The sequence below is a fragment of the Anaerotignum faecicola genome (genome assembly GCA_024460105.1).
Taxonomy (GTDB): domain Bacteria; phylum Bacillota; class Clostridia; order Lachnospirales; family Anaerotignaceae; genus JANFXS01.
Window position 1 is genome coordinate 1 of the sequence record JANFXS010000603.1, and the last position, 384, is coordinate 384.

Annotated in this window: 1 protein-coding gene; it reads right to left on the reverse strand. The window is 40.1% G+C overall.

Annotation, left to right across the window (positions count from 1 at the left end; all coding sequences use genetic code 11):
• Positions 1-38: 38 nt before the first annotated feature.
• The coding region (locus NE664_15595) for a DUF6353 family protein (GenBank protein ID MCQ4728057.1) at positions 39-384 on the reverse strand (346 nt) is incomplete at its 5' end.

A 384-nucleotide genomic window follows, 5' to 3' on the forward strand; every position in this document is an offset into this window, starting at 1 on the left:
GGTTCTTCTTCCATTAAAGCCACTGTTTTTTTCGCGCGTCACATCAGCTCACTGAAATCGTATCTCGGAGCAATACTGTAATCAATCACCAGGCAGGGAGTTCCATCGCCGGCCAATTGAGAACTAAATGATAGATTAATATACCCATTATCAATATTCCATCCCAACTCATCGCCGATTTTGATATTATCCAGACCGACTTCGTAGTAGAAATCATTTAAGGATACATACATCTCATCGCGCATCTGACGATTTAATTCACATTCCGCTTTCTTAATTTTGTCGATATCGCCTTTAAAATATCTGCCAGAAATCGCGTCATAGCAGAGCGTATTTCCCTTTTCTGTAATGATTACCTCTCTTGTTACCACTGGATTTTTCTCG